This is a genomic window from Nocardioides lianchengensis (genome assembly GCF_900101465.1).
GTDB lineage: Bacteria > Actinomycetota > Actinomycetes > Propionibacteriales > Nocardioidaceae > Nocardioides > Nocardioides lianchengensis.
This window is the reverse complement of the sequence record NZ_FMZM01000007.1, coordinates 186238-198708: the sequence shown is the minus strand read 5'-3', so window position 1 is coordinate 198708 and position 12471 is coordinate 186238. Positions and strand designations below refer to the sequence as shown.

General features: G+C 74.1%; 12 protein-coding genes. 7 read left to right on the top strand and 5 right to left on the bottom strand.

The annotated features are described in order from the left end of the window. Nucleotides 1-12 precede the first annotated feature (12 nt). Together BLT76_RS14185 and BLT76_RS14180 are read left to right on the top strand one after the other, a co-directional pair. A complete protein-coding gene (locus BLT76_RS14185) occupies nucleotides 13-483 on the top strand; it encodes a nitroreductase family deazaflavin-dependent oxidoreductase (protein ID WP_090857140.1) in 471 nt (156 codons plus the stop codon). A gap of 10 nt (nucleotides 484-493) precedes the next feature. After that, a complete protein-coding gene (locus tag BLT76_RS14180; protein WP_090857137.1) occupies nucleotides 494-1432 on the top strand; it encodes a phosphodiesterase in 939 nt (312 codons plus the stop codon). A gap of 81 nt (nucleotides 1433-1513) precedes the next feature. Here BLT76_RS14180 and BLT76_RS14175 read toward each other — a convergent pair whose 3' ends face one another. The 4 genes from BLT76_RS14175 to BLT76_RS14160 all read right to left on the bottom strand — a co-directional run bounded on the left by BLT76_RS14175 (nucleotide 1514) and on the right by BLT76_RS14160 (nucleotide 6679). After that, on the bottom strand, nucleotides 1514-2197 hold the full coding sequence (locus tag BLT76_RS14175; RefSeq protein ID WP_090857134.1) for a hypothetical protein: 684 nt from the start codon (nucleotides 2195-2197) through the stop codon (nucleotides 1514-1516). Between the two features lie 65 nt (nucleotides 2198-2262). Beyond that, nucleotides 2263-4248: an oxidoreductase gene (locus BLT76_RS14170; RefSeq protein WP_090857131.1), complete on the bottom strand. Its 1986-nt coding sequence runs from the start codon at nucleotides 4246-4248 to the stop codon at nucleotides 2263-2265. Continuing rightward, on the bottom strand, nucleotides 4241-5332 hold the full coding sequence (locus BLT76_RS14165) for an NAD(P)H-dependent amine dehydrogenase family protein (protein ID WP_090857128.1): 1092 nt from the start codon (nucleotides 5330-5332) through the stop codon (nucleotides 4241-4243). The genes BLT76_RS14170 and BLT76_RS14165 overlap by 8 nt, the downstream gene beginning before the upstream one ends. Nucleotides 5333-5449: 117 nt before the next feature. Further along, a complete protein-coding gene (locus tag BLT76_RS14160) occupies nucleotides 5450-6679 on the bottom strand; it encodes an MFS transporter (protein ID WP_090857125.1) in 1230 nt (409 codons plus the stop codon). 74 nt (nucleotides 6680-6753) lie between these two features. Between BLT76_RS14160 and BLT76_RS14155 the strand changes: the two genes are divergently transcribed. Continuing rightward, nucleotides 6754-7650, top strand: coding sequence for a LysR family transcriptional regulator (locus BLT76_RS14155; RefSeq protein WP_090857122.1), 897 nt, complete (start codon nucleotides 6754-6756; stop codon nucleotides 7648-7650). A 118-nt stretch (nucleotides 7651-7768) separates the two neighbouring features. On the opposite strand, the gene BLT76_RS14150 is transcribed toward BLT76_RS14155, so the two are convergent. After that, a complete protein-coding gene (locus BLT76_RS14150) occupies nucleotides 7769-8527 on the bottom strand; it encodes an SDR family NAD(P)-dependent oxidoreductase (protein WP_090857119.1) in 759 nt (252 codons plus the stop codon). Nucleotides 8528-8682: 155 nt separating this feature from the next. On the opposite strand from BLT76_RS14150, the gene BLT76_RS14145 reads away from it, so the two are divergent. The 4 genes from BLT76_RS14145 to BLT76_RS14130 are packed head-to-tail and all read left to right on the top strand — an operon-like array spanning nucleotide 8683 to nucleotide 12459. Then, entirely contained in the window at nucleotides 8683-9402 is a 720-nt protein-coding gene (locus BLT76_RS14145; RefSeq protein ID WP_090857117.1) for a FadR/GntR family transcriptional regulator, read from the top strand. A gap of 14 nt (nucleotides 9403-9416) precedes the next feature. Continuing rightward, nucleotides 9417-10601 carry a CaiB/BaiF CoA transferase family protein gene (locus BLT76_RS14140; protein WP_090857114.1) on the top strand — a complete coding sequence of 395 codons (1185 nt, stop codon included), beginning with the start codon at nucleotides 9417-9419 and terminating at the stop codon, nucleotides 10599-10601. Continuing rightward, a complete protein-coding gene (locus tag BLT76_RS14135; protein WP_090857111.1) occupies nucleotides 10598-11692 on the top strand; it encodes a type 2 periplasmic-binding domain-containing protein in 1095 nt (364 codons plus the stop codon). Before BLT76_RS14140 ends, BLT76_RS14135 begins: the two co-directional genes overlap by 4 nt. Continuing rightward, nucleotides 11689-12459 carry an enoyl-CoA hydratase/isomerase family protein gene (locus BLT76_RS14130; protein WP_090857108.1) on the top strand — a complete coding sequence of 257 codons (771 nt, stop codon included), beginning with the start codon at nucleotides 11689-11691 and terminating at the stop codon, nucleotides 12457-12459. Before BLT76_RS14135 ends, BLT76_RS14130 begins: the two co-directional genes overlap by 4 nt. Nucleotides 12460-12471 lie beyond the last annotated feature (12 nt).

The following is a 12471-nucleotide window of genomic DNA, read 5'->3' as shown; positions in this document are numbered from 1 at the left end:
TACGATCCGGCTATGGGTCTGCTCACCCCGCTCGCCGTCCGGATCGGCGCCCTCCCGTGGATGCCGAAGCTGCTCCCGCAGGTGGTGTGGACCGATCGGCGCCTTCAGTCGCTGACCGGCGGGCGCTACAGCGTGCTCGACATCGCCGGGCTGCCGAACCTGGTGCTCACCGTCGTAGGCCGCAAGTCCGGCCTGCCCCGCTCGACCCCGCTGCTCTGCGTCCCATACGACGGCCGCTGGCTGGTCGCGGGGTCCTACTTCGGCGGTCCCGACATGCCGGTCTGGGTCCACAACCTGCGCGCGGCCGGCGAGGCGACGGTCCGCGTCGGGCGGACGTCGTACGACGTGACGGCGCGGGAGGTGACCGGTGACGAGCGGGCCGAGCTCTGGCAGGTGATGCTGCGGACCTGGCCGAACTTCGCGACGTACGAGAAGCGCACGGACCGGGTCATTCCCGTCTTCGAGCTGGCCCCGAGGACGTAGGTTTCTCCGGGTGTCGTTCGGTCAGCATCCCGCCCCCAGCCACGCGATCGCCCACCTGAGCGATCCCCACCTGCTCGCCGAGGGCGTCCGTCAGTACGGCGTCGTCGACACCGAGCAAGGACTGCGACGGGCCCTGGAGCGGCTGGCCCACCTGCCGGTCCCCCCGCAGGCGCTCGTCTTCACCGGCGACCTCGCCGACAAGGCCGAGCCGGCGGCGTACGCCCGGCTGCGCGAGGTCGTCGAGCCGGCCGCCGCGGCGCTGGGCGCCGAGGTGATCTGGACGATGGGCAACCACGACGAGCGGGCGGCGTACTCGCGCGGGCTCTTCGACGTCGACCCCGACGACCCGGACGCGTGCCAGGACCGGGTGCACGAGGTGGCCGGGCTGCGGATCGTCGCCCTCGACACCAGCGTGGTGGGCTACCACCACGGCGAGCTGACCGACGACCAGCTGGCCTGGCTGGCCGACGTGCTGGCCACGCCCGCCGAGCACGGGACGATCGTGGCGATGCACCACCCGCCGGTGCCGACGCCGATGCTGCCGGCGGCCGAGGTGATCGAGCTGGCCGACCAGCACCGGCTCGCCGACGTACTGCGCGGCACCGACGTCCGCACGATCCTCGCGGGCCACCTGCACTACTCGACGTACTCCACCTTCGCCGGCATCCCGGTCTCGGTGGCCTCGGCGACCTGCTACACCTCCGACCCGGCGCCGCTGGAGCGGTTCGTGTCGGGGGTGGACGGCCACCAGTCGTTCACGATGACCCACGTGTACGACGACCGCGTCGTGCAGACGATCGTCCCGCTGGCCGAGGCGCCGGAGCTGACCGGCTTCCCCTCCGACGTCCGGTCCCAGGTCGAGGCGCTCACCCACGAGGAGCGCCGCGAGCACCTGTCCCGGAAGGACTCGGCCTTCAACAACGAGCTGGAGAGCCACGAGCCCCGCTGACCCCCGGCCCTCGCCGAGTCAGCAGAAGTCGAGGGCCGAGTCAGCACCACTGGTGCTGACTCGGCCCTCGACGTGGTGGGGTCAGGCGGCGGGGGCCACGTAGTCGGTCGAGTCGCCGGTGACGACCACGTAGAACCGCTTGCGGTTCGGGGCCGTGGTGACCTGGCCGTCGCTGAGGCGGGGGCTGACGACGAGGTGCTCGGCGGTGTTGGTGCCGGTCGGGGCGCAGGCCACGACGCCGGCGATCGCACACTGGGTCGCGGTGATCTCACCGGAGAACTCCGGGTTGGCGTCCGGGTTCAGCGAGCGGCCGTTGGTGATGGTGTCGCCGTTCTGGTCGACCTGGTTCTGCAGGGCGATGGTGGCGATCACGGCGTTGTCGCTCAGGTCCTCGTTGGCGTCGATGTAGACGTTGCCGACCGCGCCGGCGGGGGCCCCGGGGGCGTCGTACGCCGAGGCGACGGTGAAGCCGCCGGACTGCGCCTCGATGGTGCCGTCCGCGGCGACGAGCGCCCAGCGGCCGGTGCCGGCGGGACCCGCGTCGCCCTTCTCGCCCGCGGGCCCGCGGTCGCCCTTCGGGCCCGGCTTCAGCACACCGTCGCGGAAGTCGCGCGCGCGCAGCGACTGGTCGGCGATGTCGGCCGAGTAGATCGAGCCGTTCTTGATGTCCTTGCCGGTGAGCTGCACAGCGGCGTACGACGTGCCGCCGGTGGCCACCACGAGGGCGAGCACGGACACGATCAGGCTGGGGGTGGGACGGCGCATGAGGACGACCTTTCGAGAGGGAGCTGGTGCCCACTGTTCGGAGCCGCCGACCTCCCGGATGGGTCTCAGATCACACAACCCGCGCGGGCGCCGTCCTCGACCGCCCCGCGGATCAGCCCGAGACCGGTGCAGTCCCCCACCGGCGTGACGGGTACGCCGGGCAGCCGCGCCACCAGGGCGTCGTGCAGCGCGAGGTCGGGGCGGGCCTCGCCGGCCAGCACGACCGAGTCCGCGGCGAGCGCGCGCGTCGTACCGCCGGCGGGGCGGAAGGCCAGCCCGCCCGGCGTGATCCGCTCGACGACCGCGCCGACGTGGCAGGTGACGCCGAGCCGGTCGAGGCGGTCCATGTGCTCGGTCCGGCGCTTCCAGCCGACCTCGGGCGCGAGCTCGGGGCCGGCCTCCAGCACCGTGACGAGCCGGCCGCGGGTGGCCAGCAGCTCGGCCAGCTCGATCGCCACCAGGTCGCCGCCGACCAGCGCGACGCGGTTCCCGAGCGGGAGCCAGGCGCGGCTCGCGGCGCGGACCAGTCCCGGCCGGACGAGCGGGAGTCCCGCGAGCCGCTCGCGCAGCTCGACACCGCGACGGACGTGGGGCAGGTGGGCGCCGGGCAGCTCCGGCACCTCGATCCGCCCTCCGGTCGCGACCACGACCACGTCGGGCGCCAGCGCGGCGACCAGGTCCGGCGTCGCCGCGGTCCGCAGGCGTACGTCGACCCCCGCGCGCCCGACCTCGTCACGCAGCCAGGTCAGGAACGGCTCGTTCTCCGGGTGCACGACCGACGCCCAGACCAGCGCCCCGCCCAGCCGCCGGCCCCGCTCGAGGAGCGTGACCCGGTGCCCGCGACCGGCCGCGACGCGGGCGGCCTCCAGGCCGGCCGGCCCGCCGCCGACGACCACCACGTGCCGGGCCCGGGTCGTCGGGGTCGGGAGCAGCTCGAGCTCGCGGCCGGTCCGGGCGTTGACGGCGCAGTCGACCGAGAAGCGCTGCTCCAGGGAGTCGATGCAGTTCTCGCAGGAGATGCAGCGGCGGACCCGCTGGTGCCGGCCGGTGGCGAGCTTGCGGGGCAGGTCGGGATCGGCGAGCAGCGGCCGGGCCAGGGCCACGAAGTCGGCCCGCCCCTCGGCCAGCACCCGCTCGGCCAGCACCGGGTCGTGCAGCCGGCCGACCGCGATCACCGGCACGTCGACGACCTGCTTCACCGCGGCCGCCGCGCCCACGTTCAGCCCGTCGCCGTCGTCGGCGCCGTTGACCATCCGGGTGACCAGCCGGTCGATCACCCCGCCGCTGATGTGGAACGCGGCGACACCGGCCTCGACCAGCAGCGGCGCCGACCCGGCGGTCTCCCAGACCGGCCGCCCGCCGGCCACCCGCTCGTAGCCGGAGATGCGCAGCGTGACCGGCAGGTCGACCTCGGCGCGGATCGCCGCGAGCACCTCCAGCAGCAGCCGCAGCCGGCCCTCCGGGCTGGTGCCGCGGTAGCGGTCGGTGCGCCGGTTGCGCTGCGGGGCGAGGAACGAGCCGATCATCATGTAGCCGTGCGCGGCGTGCAGCTCGAGGCCGTCGTACCCCGCCTCGGCGACGCGGCGCACCGCCGCCCGGTAGCGGTCGAGCAGCGCCGCGATGTCGGCCTTGGTCATCTCCGTCGAGGGCCGACCGGTGAGGTACGACGGGATCGCGCTCGGCCCGAGCGACGTCACGCCGTGCATCTCCGGACCGAGCCCGTCGGGTCCGGCGTGCACGATCTGCGGCTGGATCCGCGCGCCGTGGGCGTGCACCGCCTCGACCAGCCGGCGGTGCGCGGCGACCGCCTCGTCGGTGCCGAGGTGCAGCCCGCCGGGGGTCTCCGGGTGCTGGTGGTCGATCCCCGTGGCGCCCAGGGTGACCAGCCCGACGCCGCCCGCGGCCCGCTCCGCGAAGTAGGCGACCGTGCGCTCCGAGGGCAGCCCGTCGGGCGTGCCGTACATCGTCTCCATCGGCGACATGACGATCCGGTTCCGGGTCGTCATCTCCCCGATCCGGCCGGGCCGGAGCAGGTGCGGGAAGTCAGCCACGCCCGGCGTACGCCGCCTCGACGAACCGGCCGCCGAACGCGCGCAGCGGCAGGTCGGCGCTGGTGACGATCCCCGGAGGCGCGGCGACGACCGCGGGGATCGCGTTCAGGGCGGGCATGCCGGTGACCGTCATGCCGATCGCGGCGAACGCCTCGACCGAGGAGAAGTCGGTGCCTGGCTTCGGCAGGATCAGGTGCTTGCTGTGGATCACCGGGTCGCCCTGGATCCTGGTGACGTAGCAGCCCTGGACGTCCCACTTGGGCTCGGTCAGCGGCGTCATCTGCCACTCCAGGTGCAGCTCGACCCGGGGTACGCCGGCGACTCGGCCGACGTACTGGAAGGCGGCGCCGCCGACGGAGCCCTCGGGGAGGACGTACCAGCCCAGGTCGACGTCCTTCGTGCAGGCGCCGAGCTGGTAGTCGAAGGTGACCTCGTCGAGCTCGATGCCGAAGCAGTCGGCCATCAGGTGCACGCCGTCGCCGAAGACGCGGGTGCCGAGCTCCAGCAGCCGCGGCACCTCCGGGTCGTCGACCGGGCGGCCGAAGCCGCAGTTGGCCCAGGTGTCGGCGGAGTGGTGGCAGGAGACGTCGACGGACTCCAGGCAGGTGACGTTCTCGATGTCGGCGACGTCGGCGGAGTGCACGGTGGTGAGGATCTGGGCCAGGCCGGGGTTCATGCCGGTGCCGTAGAACGTCGACCCGCCCCGCTCGCAGGCGGCGGCGATCAGCTCGGTCTCGGTGGCCCCGTCGGGGCGCCGGTGGTTCGCGTCGCGGTGGTGGCCGGTGATCCAGTCGGCCGTCGTCACGACGTCGATGCCGGCCTCCAGGACCCGCACGTAGAGGTCGACGTCGGGCCACACCCCGTGGAAGGTCAGCACGTCCGGCTCGGCGGCCAGGATCTCCTCGACCGTCCCCGTGCCCCGCACCCCGATCGGGCCGATGCCCGCGATCTCCCCGGCGTCGCGGCCGATCTTCTCGGGCGAGTAGCAGTGCAGCCCCACCAGCTCCAGCTCCCGGTGGGTCTGCAGCCGCTTGACCATCTCGGTGCCGACGTTGCCCGTGGCGACCTGGAAGACGCGGATCATGCCGGGCAACGTAGGCCCGCCCCACCTTCGGGACAAGGGTCGTCCGAATAGCCGGCCTGTGGACGGGCTCGCCGAGTCGGCGCACCTGTGCGCCGACTCGGCGGGATCGTCCACAGGTCAGGCGGCGAGGGTACGGCGCAGGCGGGTGGTCGTGGCCGCGACGGCGGCGGCGACCAGGGCGGCGAAGACGACCAGGACCGGCTCGGGCGACACCGCCAGCAGCGCGGCGCCGACGGCGAGCACCGGGAGGGTGATGCCGGCGTAGGCGACCAGGAAGACGGCAGCCAGCACCTCGCCGCGGCTCTCGGCCGGCGCCAGGCCCGCGGCCAGGGCGACCGACGCCTTGAACACCAGGCCGACCCCGGCACCGGCCACCACACCGCCCACGACGAACAGCGGGAGCGCCGGCAGCAGGGCGCCGGCCACCACGCCGGCGAGCCCGACCGCGGTCGCGGCGGCGCCGTACCCGAGCTGGCGGGCCAGGGGCCAGCGGGCGGCGACGACCTGGGCGGCCGACGCGGAGCCGAAGACGCCGAAGACCACGGCCCCGGCGACCAGGTGGTCGCGCTGGTCGAAGACGGTGACCAGGAAGGTCGGGGTGAGGGAGGTGAAGAGCCCGAGGACCGCGAAGGCGGCGAACGCCGCCGCGCCGGCCGCCGCGAAGGTGGACCGCGCGGCTGCGGGGACGGCCACGCGCTGGGGCCGGTACGCCGGCCGCTGCTCGGCCCGGACCACGGTCTCGGGCACCAGGGCCACGGCCAGCGCGGCGACGACGAGCAGCACCAGGAACACGAGGTACGGCGTGTGCAGCGGCCGGTCGACGGTCTCGGCCAGCACCCCGCCGACGAGGGCGCCCAGCGCCAGCCCGCCGATGTTGACGACGCCCGCGACGGTGCCGGCCGTCCCCGGGCCGTCCTCCGGCCGGGCGGCCAGCCGGAGCTCGCTGAGGTGGGCCGTGGCGGTGGCGGCCAGGGTGCCGACGCCGAGCCCGCAGAGCAGCCGGGCGGCCAGCAGGACCGGCAGGGCGGTGGACTGCAGGAAGACGATCGCGGAGACCACCTCGACCAGCACCGAGACCAGGATCATCGGCCGGCGCCCGAGCACGTCGCTGAGGTGGCCGGCGAGGTAGAGGCTGGCCATCACCCCGACCGCGAAGGCGGCGAAGACGGCGGTGATCGCGAGCGGCTCCAGGCCGTCGACCTGCTGGTAGATCGCGTAGAGCGGGGTGGGGACGGTCGCGAAGGCCATCACGGCGAGGAAGGCCGCGGCGACGACCCAGAACCCGAGGCCGTGGCGCAGTCGCCAGGGGGCATCGGGGACGGACGGCGCGGCGAGGGTGCTGGTCATGGCTCCAGCGTGCGCGTCGAGATCGTGCGAGTCCAACGCAGAATCATGGACTCACTCATCGATAGGATCGATGCATGGACATCCGCTCGCTGGAGCAGTTCGTGGCCGTGGCCGAGGAGCTCAACGTGACCCGGGCAGCGGCGCGCGTCCACGCGGCCCAGTCGACGGTCTCGGCCGCGCTGCGCAGCCTGGAGCGCGAGCTCGGCGCCACGCTGCTGGAGCGGACGACGCGCAGCGTCCGGCTCACCCCGGCCGGCGAGCGCGTCCTGCCGGCCGCCCGGGCCGCCGTCGCCGCCGTCGAGGAGGCCCGCGACCTGGCCCGGGAGTCGTCGGCCGGGCTGCGCGGGAAGGTCCGGCTCGGCACGTTCAGCGCGATGGACCTGATCGACCTGCCCGCCGTGATCGCCGGGTTCCGCCGCCAGCACCCGGGGGTCGAGCTGACGCTGGGCGTCTCCCCGCGGGGCTCGACCGGCCTCCGTGAGGACCTGCTGCGCGGTCGGCTCGACGTCGCGCTCGTCAGCCCGCACGGCGAGACCGAGCTGGCGTCGTACCCGCTGCGGTCCTTCCCGTTCGTCGCCGTGCTGCCCGAGCGGCACCGGCTCGCCGGGCGCCGCCGGCTGCGGCTCGCCGACCTCACCGACGAGGACTGGGTCGACACCCCGCCGGGCTTCGGCAACCGGGTGGTCCTCGACGAGACCCTGCGTCAGCGCGGCCTGACCCGGCGCCTGGTCGTCGAGGCGGGCGACCTGCCCTCGGCCGCGCGGTTCGTGCGGGCCGGGCTCGGCGTCGCGGTGCTGCCGGACGCCGTCCCGATGGACGGCTGCGCCCGGGTGCCGGTCGTCGACGGACCGGACGACTGGGAGCTGCACGTCGCCGTACGACGCACGCCGCCGCCGGGCGCCGCCGCCCGGGCACTGCTCGCCGCACTCCGCGACCAGGCCGCCCACCCCCGCCGACCCGTCACTGGATGACCACTTTTCGCGGCGTGTCGGTCAGCGATCGACGGGTCGGCCCGACGGACGCCGTACGACGACCCGTCGATCGGCGACCGACACGCCGACAGAACAGGTATCTGAGTGACGGGTCGGCTCAGGCGGCGGTCCAGCCGGCGTCGACGGCGAGGATCGCGCCGGTGACGAAGGAGGCGTCGGCGCTGGCGAGGAAGGCGATGGCGCTGGCGACCTCGGACGGCTGGCCGATCCGCGGGATGGCGTGGTGGGCGGCGATCATCGAGTCCATCAGGGCGGTGTCGCTGCCGCCGGCGACCTTGCCGTTGGCGATCAGCGGGGTGTCGATGAGGCCGGGGGCGACGCAGTTGGCCCGGACGCCCTCGGCGCCGTGGTCGAGGGCCATGGCGCGGGTGAGGTTCTCGACGCCGGACTTGGCCGCGCAGTACGCCGAGCGGTTGCGCTCGCCCACCGTGCCGATGGCCGAGGAGATGGTGACGATCGCGCCGCCGCCCTGGCGCACGAAGACCGGGATGGTCGAGCGGCAGATGTAGAAGACGCCGTCGAGGTCGACGTCCATGATCGTGCGCCACTCCTCCAGCGAGGTGTTGACGACGGTGTCGCAGCGGTCGACGCCCGCGGCGGTGACGAGTACGTCGATCCGCCCGAGCGTCGTGGCCACCTCGGCGACGAGCGCGTCGATGCCGGCCGCGTCCGCGACGTCGGCGACCCGGGCGTGCGCGCCGGACCCGAGCTCGGCCACCGCGGCGCTCAGCGCGGCCTCGTCGCGGTCGAGCAGGACCACCTGCGCCCCCTCGTCGAGCAGCCGCCGGGCGGTGGCCAGGCCGATGCCCGACGCCCCTCCGGTGATGAGTGCTACCTGGCCGTCGAACCGGTTCATCGTGCTGCTCCTCAGGGGTCCACAAGGGGTCGTGACGTCGTACGCCGTCCAGTGTCATCCGGTCCGGCGACCGCGTCCAGACTTTTGTCAGACTTTTTGATGCTTTTGTCTGACGAAAGGTCTACAGTCGGTCGCAGACCACCCGAGGAGGACCGATGACCGAGCGCGCGACGGCGTACCGCCGTGACGGCCTGCACGGCCAGCTGGTCCACGACCTCGGCCGCCAGATCGTCACCGGCGAGCTGCCGGTCGGCGCGCCGCTGCCGACCGAGGAGCAGCTCGGGAAGGTCTACGGCTCGGGCCGCTCGGCCGTCCGCGAGGCGACCAAGGTGCTGGTCGCCAAGGGGCTCGTGGTCTCCAAGCGCAAGGTCGGCACGATCGTGCAGCCCGAGACCGCCTGGAGCCTGCTCGACCCGGACGTGCTGGCCTGGCGCTACGAGAACGACCCGACGGCGCTCCACCTCGACCACCTCGCCGAGATGCGGGTCGTCCTGGAGCCCGAGGCCGCGCGGCTGGCCGCGCGGACCAAGGACCGGACGGTGGTGCGCGCCATCCAGGAGAGCTACCACCGGATGGAGGAGACGCTCGACGACCCCGACGCCTTCATCGTCCACGACCTGGCCTTCCACCGGGCCGTGGTCGAGGCCGGCGGCAACGACCTGCTCGTCCACCTGCACTCGGTGATGGAGGTCGCGCTCGCGGCCGCCCGCCAGGTGCACACCCGCAACGTGCGCCGCAACAAGCGCACGCTGCCCGCCCACCGCGCCGTGCTCGACGCGATCGTCGCCAAGGACGCCGACCAGGCGTCGGCGCTGATGCGCGAGGTCGTCACCGGCGCCGCCCACGACATCCGGCGCGACCGCCGTACCCGCTGAACCCAGGAGATCCCATGCCCGTCCTCGACGGCTACCGCGTCCTCGACCTCTCGATCGCCATGGCCGGCCCGCTGGCCACCATGCGCCTCGGCGACCTCGGCGCCGACGTCATCAAGATCGAGCCGACCACCGGCGAGTGGCAGCGCCACGTCAGCGCCGGCGGCGCGGTCGGCAACGAGGTCAACGCCTCGTTCCTCTCCCTCAACCGCAACAAGCGCAGCCTCGCGGTCGACCTGAAGAGCGACGCGGGGAAGGCGCTGCTGGCCAGGCTGGTCGCGACCGCCGACGTCGTGCTGCAGAACTACCGCCCGGGCGTCGCGGCCCGGCTCGGCGTCGACTACGAGACCCTGCGCGCGATCAAGCCCGACCTGGTCTACGTCTCCATGAGCGGGTACGGCGAGTCCGGTCCGTACGTCGCCCGCCCCGGCCAGGACCTGCTCCTGCAGTCGCTCGGCGGCGCGCTCTACAGCGCCGGCACGCCGGAGCAGCCGCCCCAGGCGGCGCCGTACTTCCTGGCCGACGCGATCACCGGCTACTCGGCCTTCGAGGCGGTGCTCGCCGCGCTGCTGCACCGCGAGCGCTCCGGCGAGGGCCAGCTGGTCGAGGTCAACATGCTCGACGCGCTGATCGCCATGCAGATGCAGGAGCTGTCGGTGCGCACCGTGGGCGGCGTCCCGCAGAGCCGCAGCACCGAGGTGCACGCGCACACCTACATCCGGGCGCCGTACGGCATCTACGCCACCTCCGACGGGTACGTCGCGCTCGCGTTCGCCGACCTCGGGGTGCTGGCCGAGGCCTTCGACGAGCCCGAGCTGAAGGCGTTCGACGCCGAGCGCGACGGGTTCACCCACCGCGACGAGATCTCCGCGCTGGTGGCCCGCTGCCTGGCCACCCGGACCACCGCGTGGTGGCTGGAGGACCTCGGCGGCCGTGGGGTGTGGGTCGGTCCGGTCAACTCCTACGACGACCTGCTCGACGACCCGCAGGTGCAGCACAACGGCTCGTTCGTCACCTACGACCACCCCACCGAGGGCGAGGTCACCACGCCGGGCTTCGCGTTCAGGATGGCTGCGACGCCGGCCACCGTGGCCCGTCCGGCGCCCCTGGTCGGGCAGCACACCGACGAGGTGCTGGCCGAGGTCGGGCTCAGCGCCGCCGAGGTCGGCGCGCTCGTGGAGGCGGGGGTCGTGCGCCGATGACCGGACTCCGCGGCATGACCTGGGACCACCCGCGCGCCTACCTGCCGCTGCAGGCCTTCGCCGAGCGCCTCGCGGCGCCCCGGATCACCTGGGACCGGCAGTCGCTGGCCGACTTCGAGGCCCGACCGCTCGAGACGCTGGCGCCGTCGTACGACTTCCTGGTCGTCGACCACCCCGGCCTGGGCCACGCGATCGCCACCGGCGCGCTGCTGCCGTGGGACAAGGTGTTCACGGGCGACGAGCTGGCCGCCTGGGCCGCGGCGAGCGTGGGTCCGACCTGGGCCAGCTACACCCTCGACGACCAGCAGTGGGCGCTCCCGATCGACGCCGCCACCCAGGTGGGCGTGCGCGCCGCCGACCTGGCGACGCCGCTGCCCACCGCCTGGACCGACGTCCCCGACGCCAGCCGCGAGATCGCGACCACCCTGTGCCTGGGCGGCCCGCACGCCTTCCTGATGCTGCTCGCCATGTGCGCCGACGACGACCGCCGCTCCCCCGACCTGCTCGATCCGCAGGTCGCCGAGCAGGCCCTCGACCTGCTCACCTGGCTGTGGCGGACCGTCGACCGGACGACCTCGCTCGGCGACCCGATCACCGTGCACGAGGCGATCGCCGCCGGCGCGGCCGACTGGTGCCCGCTCGCCTACGGCTACGCGTCGTACGCCGCCGGCCGCACCGGTGCCCGCCCGCTGGCCTGGGCCGGCGCGCCGTCGTTCGCGACCGACCGGCCGGGCAGCGTCCTCGGCGGCACCGGCCTCGCGCTGTCCGCCCACCGCGACACCGACCTGGACGACGTACGACGCTGGGTGACCGCCTTCCTCGCCGACGACGTCCAGACCGACCTGGTGCCCTCGACCTCCGGCCAGCCCGCGCACCGCGGCGCCTGGGACAGCCCCGAGGTCGACCGTGACTGGGGCGGCTACTACTCCGCCACCCGCCGCTCGGTCGACACCGCCTGGGTCCGTCCCCGGTACGACGGCTGGGTCGCCCTGCAGGACGAGGCCTCGGAGCTGGTGCGCGAGGTCGTCGACGGCCGCGCCCGCGCCGCGGCGGTCGTCACCGAGATCAACGAGAGGTTCCGCAGCGCATGAGCGAGCACATCGGCTTCGAGGTCGCCGACGGCGTCGGGGTGATCACCCTGCGCCGGCCGGAGAAGCTCAACGCCGTCACCAAGGACATGAGCTCCACGCTGCTGGAGCTCGTCGAGACGATGGACGACCGCGAGGACGTGCGGGCGCTGGTGCTGACCGGCGCCGGCGAGCGCTCCTTCTGCGTCGGCAGCGACATCGGCGAGGTCGACGGCTACCCCGACCCGTGGCAGTTCCGGAACCGCCGCGACTACTGCGACGCGCTGCGCGCCCTGCGCCTGCCGGTCATCGCGGCCGTCAACGGCCTCGCGTACGGCGGCGGCCTCGAGCTCGCGCTCTCCTGCGACGTCCGCCTGGCCAGCACCACCGCCCGCTTCTGCGCGGCCGAGATCAAGCTGGGCTGGATCGGCGGCGGCGGCGTGACCGCGCTGCTGTCCAACGCCGTGTCCTCGAGCGACGCGGCGCTGATGCTGCTGACGGGTGACCCCGTCGACGCCCCGGAGGCGCTCCGGACCGGGCTGGTCAGCCGGCTGCACGAGCCGGACGGGCTGCTCGACGCCGCCCGCACGCTGGCCCGCACCATCGCGTCCCGGCCCCCGATCGCCGCGCAGTCGGCGAAGGCCAACCTGCTGGCCGCGCGCAGCATGGCGCTCGAGCCGGCCATCCAGTACGAGCGCGAGATGCAGGCCATCTGCATGGCCACCCAGGACGCCGCCGAGGGGCGGCGCGCCTTCGCCGAGAAGCGACCGCCGGTCTTCACCGGCCGCTAAGGAGTCCCGAGA

What these genes read in the sequence shown, in the direction of transcription:
- BLT76_RS14185 (WP_090857140.1), top strand. Translation starts at nt 13, where the DNA reads ATGGGTCTGCTCACCCCGCTCGCCGTCCGGATCGGCGCCCTCCCGTGG.
- BLT76_RS14175 (WP_090857134.1), bottom strand. Translation starts at nt 2,197, where the DNA reads ATGCGCCGTCCCACCCCCAGCCTGATCGTGTCCGTGCTCGCCCTCGTG.
- BLT76_RS14165 (WP_090857128.1), bottom strand. Translation starts at nt 5,332, where the DNA reads ATGATCCGCGTCTTCCAGGTCGCCACGGGCAACGTCGGCACCGAGATG.
- BLT76_RS14160 (WP_090857125.1), bottom strand. Translation starts at nt 6,679, where the DNA reads ATGACCAGCACCCTCGCCGCGCCGTCCGTCCCCGATGCCCCCTGGCGA.
- BLT76_RS14155 (WP_090857122.1), top strand. Translation starts at nt 6,754, where the DNA reads ATGGACATCCGCTCGCTGGAGCAGTTCGTGGCCGTGGCCGAGGAGCTC.
- BLT76_RS14150 (WP_090857119.1), bottom strand. Translation starts at nt 8,527, where the DNA reads ATGAACCGGTTCGACGGCCAGGTAGCACTCATCACCGGAGGGGCGTCG.
- BLT76_RS14145 (WP_090857117.1), top strand. Translation starts at nt 8,683, where the DNA reads ATGACCGAGCGCGCGACGGCGTACCGCCGTGACGGCCTGCACGGCCAG.
- BLT76_RS14140 (WP_090857114.1), top strand. Translation starts at nt 9,417, where the DNA reads ATGCCCGTCCTCGACGGCTACCGCGTCCTCGACCTCTCGATCGCCATG.
- BLT76_RS14135 (WP_090857111.1), top strand. Translation starts at nt 10,598, where the DNA reads ATGACCGGACTCCGCGGCATGACCTGGGACCACCCGCGCGCCTACCTG.
- BLT76_RS14130 (WP_090857108.1), top strand. Translation starts at nt 11,689, where the DNA reads ATGAGCGAGCACATCGGCTTCGAGGTCGCCGACGGCGTCGGGGTGATC.